The organism is Orenia sp. (assembly GCF_055140805.1).
Genome location: NZ_JBSQYM010000171.1, coordinates 1 through 5,709, shown reverse-complemented (window position 1 = coordinate 5,709; position 5,709 = coordinate 1). Strand labels below are relative to the sequence as shown.

The window sequence follows — 5,709 nt, the reverse complement described above, 5'->3', positions numbered from 1 at the left end:
TATTAACATCATCATCACACTCCAATAGATATATAATATCGTAAATAAAATAAAATTTGGAGTGTTTATTTTATTTTTTCGCAGTTTAATCATATATATATGAAAAAACTAAAGCTTCTTTTTCTATTAATCTATCATCTGTATTCTTTGCTATTTGAATTGCTGTAATTTTATCTAACTAACCAAATTATTCAGACTAGACCTTTTATTATTTAGAATGATTTTCAGGAAATTTTACTTATATACTCTTACCCAATCAACATACATTCTTTAGTGATTAATCAAATTGATTTTAAATCTTTAATTCAAAACTAAATTATTAGGACTTATAGGCTTATAAACTCATCTTATAATCTTCTTTTCTGCACCTTTAATATACTGAGAGAAGATCAGACTATCCTAAAAAGATATCTATCCTGCTAACCTCACCATCCCTAACCTTCTCAGCAAGACCAGCTTTAACTTCTGAATCTTTTATTACAATCTCCTCACCATCTTTAGTCACTAGCTTATAGCTTTGAATCTCTACTTTATCAGCACCAAAAGTATTTTTTCGAGTAGGATTATGATAAATTATCAAAGTCTCTCCTGAGAAACGATGAGCAAAACTATTTTTAGAAACTTCTATCTCTTTAGTCTCAGTTTCACTGACCTGAAGTTCTACAGTTCTGGCTTCATTAGTGAATAGATTACTAGCTAGTGCAGGTTCCTGTTTATAAACTAACTCTATATCTAGCAAAAAGGAAACTACAGATAATTTCAAATCACTATTACCACAATGCTTATATTTCACATTCTTATATCTATCTTTATCTGGTATATGTTATATGTTTTTCTTGTTTACTAAGAATGTGATTGGTAACCAATCACATTCAATAGCCTATCTTTATAATTAACCTAATACAACTTCTACTTCATGAGTATTATCTTTACTTAATTTATTTATTATATCTCTTTTAATTATTGCATCTCCATCTTTTATCTTAAAATCAACCTCTTTACCATTGATTATAACTTTTCTAATACTATAATCTCCAAATTCAAGATTCTCTTTATTATTATAAGTCACATTTAACGGTATATTAGCAAAAAGAGTATAAATACTAGCATTACCCTCATTATCAAATTGATTCTTTAACAACTTAGGAGCTAATACTAAATCACCTAACTTTCCTCTCACACCATAGACTTGAGTTACTTCCGTTAATAACAACCAGCTAGCAGAACCAGTTAAATAATGGTATAAACCTCTTCCACGTTCGTTAATATACTCTGGTATTCCTGGATATATCCTGCTTCTTTCGAAGTCACTACAATGTTGATAAATAGAATTAATAACCTCATATCCTTCCTTGGCAAAGCCACGTTGATAAAGAGCATTACCATACATTACTGCCATATGACTAAACATTGCCCCATTCTCTTTATGACCAAAAGCAAAGCCAAATAATCTTCCTAAATTGGTCTTTAACTCTTTAAAGTTAGTATTTAAACGATATCCCCCAACTCTATCATCTTTTAGATAATAGTCAGCTGCTTTGACTATCTTCTCTATTTGTTCATTAGTAGCTACTCCACCCATAATCGGGAATACCTGACCTGTTAAAGTCATTCTTGTACCTAATGGATGGTCTCCTTCTAATCTCTCTCCATCATTATCATAATAACCATTGAACCATTCATAGCCTTCACTATTTTTAATCAACTCATTCTTACGTAAATGGTCTACAATCCAATTACCTTTAGCCTCTAAATCATTAATAAGTCCTGTAATAGAGACTTCAACCTTCTTACCAGAAACCTTGCTAGCACAACTATCAAAATATTGATCTAGCAATTCATGTTTAGCTTCTACTGAATCATAATCTATCTTGTCAGTTAAGGTATCTAATAATAGCTTTATCTCTTGAGCAATCTCTAATTTATCAATTCCTCTTTTTTGGGATAATTCTCGCAACAACTTAGCCATTTCTAATAGGTTGCTAGAATATAATGCTGTAAAGGCTACACTCTCTCCTCTTTCTTCAGCCATATCTAAACCATCATTCCAGTCAGCACCCTCTAGTTTGAAGTTATTATGTTCACCTACATTAAAGAATAAGGTTAAATGCTGAACCAGCATATGTTCTAAAATATTTCCCTTATAAACTTTATCTTCTCTATCTAATAATTCATTTCCAGCTTCAGGACTCCAGTTTTCATCCTTCTTCTTAGAACGATAAATCTGAGCATCTTTAAAGTAAGTCTGCTCTTCTAATAAAAATTCTAAATCTCCACTCTGATCAATATATAACTTAGTAGTTAAGAATGGCCAAGAACCATGATCCATCCATACTCTACTGATATTATTTCTATCTGCTATAAACTCTCCAGGCTTAGAACCAATAATAGTAGCATTACTTCCATCTATTCTAATTCCAGCAAAGTTATTAAATAGTAAATCCCTTACCCCTTCTGGTTCCATCAAAAGAAGGGCCAAACAATCTTGCCATAAATCTCTCCATCCTCTTCCTCCACGACCATAATCGTGATGTGGTAGGAAAGAACAACCATAGATTCTTCTTAAAATAGGTTGTAAAGTAACCCACTTCATCCATTGATCATAATCTTGATTACCAGAGTTAAACTGTACTTTGTTAACCTTCTTTTCCCAATAAGTTTTATTCTCACTTAAATATTTATCAAATAAGTCCTTACTTAAATATTTTTTACTTATAATATCTTGTCTGCTACCTTTTTCATCAATAGTAATAGCAATTATATAAGACTTTTCTTCCCCTGCTTCTAATACTCTATCTTTAAACCTTAATGCTCCAACTGCCTCAAAGCCTTCTAACTCTCTACCAGCCTGACAATAAATATCTAAATCTTTAATAATAGCCTTTGGCCACTCTAAATTTCCACCTTCTCCAATAAAGTCTTCTACAACTGGACAGAACCCTATAGGATTTTCTCCACACTGCTCCGCTCCTAAGACTCCATAGCTAACATTATTAGTTTGATGCCCTCGTTCATCAAAGGATAATGTAGGGTTAATTACTATACCACTATCTGTAGTCTTAATCTTATGTAACAAAGAAGTTACATGGCGATGATCTCTTAGATTATCAGCAGAACGACCATATAGAGGTATAGCTGCTGTAGGAGTTATCTTCTTATCCTTATCCCCTATATTAGTAATCTTAATCTCCATCAATTCCACTGTATCATCATTAGCTGGAACAAAACTGGTTATCTCTGCTTTAATCTTTAGCTTTTCATTCTCTCTAATGACTTTATGCCATAACAAACCCGCTTCTACAGTAACCTTTTCACCCTCTTGAGTAAATTGTTTAGCCTTTTGCTGAGCCGAATTTCCTGTAACAGACCAGATATCTCTTCCATCTATCTTAATCCAGAAGTTTCTAGCCGATCTGGTGTTATGCAAATCTTCAACAGAAACTGGCATTAAAGCAAAAGTATTCTGCCCCGTCTTAATATCTCCATGTAGATTAGGAGTAATCGCAGACATCATCCCAGCTTCATTTGTTAAAGGAAAGTAAAGATAACTACTTTTATCTGCTTCTTCTAATCTAAATTCACCATTTTCTCCACTAAATTTCCAGGTTTCACATGACTTCTCTACCATAAACTTATTCTCCCCTCTCTTTTTATTATAAGAGTCCTATATTTAAGCCTAATCCTACTTATCTATCTGAACTAAACTGAGGTAAGTAATCTATATTCTCTTTAATAATCTCATCTAATAAAAGCTCTACCCTACTAATTCAAACTAAGGGATGTAATAATAAAGCTTGATAGGCATTATAATCACCATGAACCCCTGCTTTAATAGTTAAAATTTCATAATCATTAATTATTTATATTAAGCCTCTACAGAATTATTAGCAATTACCTCTTTATACCAATGAGCACTTTCCTTTAGGGTTCTTTCACAAGTATCATAGTTGACATGTATAATCCCAAATCTTTTGTTATATCCAAAGGCCCATTCAAAGTTATCCATTAAAGACCAGACATAATAGCCTTTTAAAGGTACTCCATCCTCTATTGCCTTATGAGCACTGATAAAGTGATTCTTTAAAAAGTCTATTCGCTTTTTATCATCAACCCTTCCATCTTCTCCTATTTTATCATCAAAAGCTGCTCCATTTTCAGTAATATACAAGTCTTGATCTGTATATTCTCTATTTAACTTAATTAGTAAATCATATAGTCCCTTCGGATAAACTTCCCAGTCCATAGCTGTATATTCACTATCTTCTGGCCTAACATGATCAATTTGGAAGAAATCTGAATCTGGGTTATGTTTTAATAAAGCTCTAGTGTAATAGTTGATACCTAAAAAGTCTGTCTTTTCTTGAATGATATCCATATCTCCATCTTCAATCTCTATTTCTCCGTATTTTTCCTTATACATCTTAGCTAACTTTTCTGGATATCTTCCTTTATATAGTGGATCTAAGAACCAATCATTTATATAATCCTCCATTATCTCAGCTGCTTGTTGATCTTTTTTACTATCTGTTAAGGGATAGACTGAATTCATATTTAAAGTGATCCCTATCTCTGCTGATAATCCTAATTCTCTAAACTTCTTAACAGCTAAGCCATGGGAGACCAACAAATTATGAGCAACTTGTAAAGCCAATTTATGATCCTTAAAACCTGGTGCATGTTCACCAGTAGAATTTCCCATAAAAGCTACTACCCAAGGTTCATTATGAGTAATCCAACGAGGAACAATATCTCCAAATTCCTTAAAGAGTATTTCAGCATATTCCACAAAATATTTTATTGTGTCTCTATTCGCCCAACCTCCTTCTTCTTGTAAGGCTTGAGGTAAATCCCAATGGTATAAAGTAATAGCAGGTTCAATACCAGCATCAATCAACTCATTAATTAATTTTCTATAAAAGTCAAGCCCTGCTTGGTTTAGCTCTCCCTTACCTTCTGGTAAGATTCTAGTCCATGAGATAGAAAGACGATATGAATCTAAACCTATTTCCTTCATTAAAGCAATATCTTCTCTATATTTATGATAGTGATCACAGGCTATATCTCCAGTATCACCATTTTCTACTTTGCCAGGTGTATGGCTAAATCTATCCCAGATTGATTCTCCCTTACCATCCTCTTGATAAGCTCCTTCAATCTGATAAGAAGCAGTTGCTGCTCCCCAAATAAAGTCTTTAGGAAATAATAATTTTGTCATTTGATTTCACTCCTTTTTATAATTTAAAATTAATTTCTTGATATTTAATTTCTAATACAATAATCAATTACTAAAGTCTTATAATAAATCCCCAACTATCTTTCCCTAAGAAAGTTTCTGAAAAATTACTCAAGATATGCAAGAAAAATATCTAAAAACTATATCGCTTCTTGTCTTCTGCACTAGCTTATCTCAGTCAATTAACACCCTAAGATCTATAAAAATGACGGCTATTAGGTAGTTACAGATACTTATATAAGTTTTCTGGTAATTTAAATTATATCACAGATAATCTTTTTGCTCAATTATTTTCTGAAACAAATTATTTCTTTCGTTATTTTTATTATTTTATTGCATAAGTAATCGAATGATTATTCGAAGTTAGACTTAGCTATTATAGATAAACAACTCTAGAATGTAATTTAAATATCCTAATAATTTAATACCTTTAAGTTCTTAACTAAAAACCTTAAAAGATAACTTTCAGCAACGAA

The 5,709-nt window shown here is 31.9% G+C and carries 3 protein-coding genes; all 3 read right to left on the bottom strand.

The window, feature by feature from the left end:
* Nucleotides 1-394 precede the first annotated feature (394 nt).
* The 3 genes from ACTCDL_RS13550 to ACTCDL_RS13540 all read right to left on the bottom strand — a co-directional run bounded on the left by ACTCDL_RS13550 (nucleotide 395) and on the right by ACTCDL_RS13540 (nucleotide 5,215).
* Nucleotides 395-793 (bottom strand): hypothetical protein, encoded by a 399-nt coding sequence (locus tag ACTCDL_RS13550; protein WP_463177867.1) that lies wholly within the window; start codon nucleotides 791-793, stop codon nucleotides 395-397.
* Nucleotides 794-892: 99 nt separating this feature from the next.
* Nucleotides 893-3,628 carry a GH36-type glycosyl hydrolase domain-containing protein gene (locus tag ACTCDL_RS13545; RefSeq protein ID WP_463177863.1) on the bottom strand — a complete coding sequence of 912 codons (2,736 nt, stop codon included), beginning with the start codon at nucleotides 3,626-3,628 and terminating at the stop codon, nucleotides 893-895.
* Nucleotides 3,629-3,865: 237 nt separating this feature from the next.
* Nucleotides 3,866-5,215 (bottom strand): GH1 family beta-glucosidase, encoded by a 1,350-nt coding sequence (locus ACTCDL_RS13540; RefSeq protein WP_463177860.1) that lies wholly within the window; start codon nucleotides 5,213-5,215, stop codon nucleotides 3,866-3,868.
* Nucleotides 5,216-5,709: the final 494 nt, after the last annotated feature.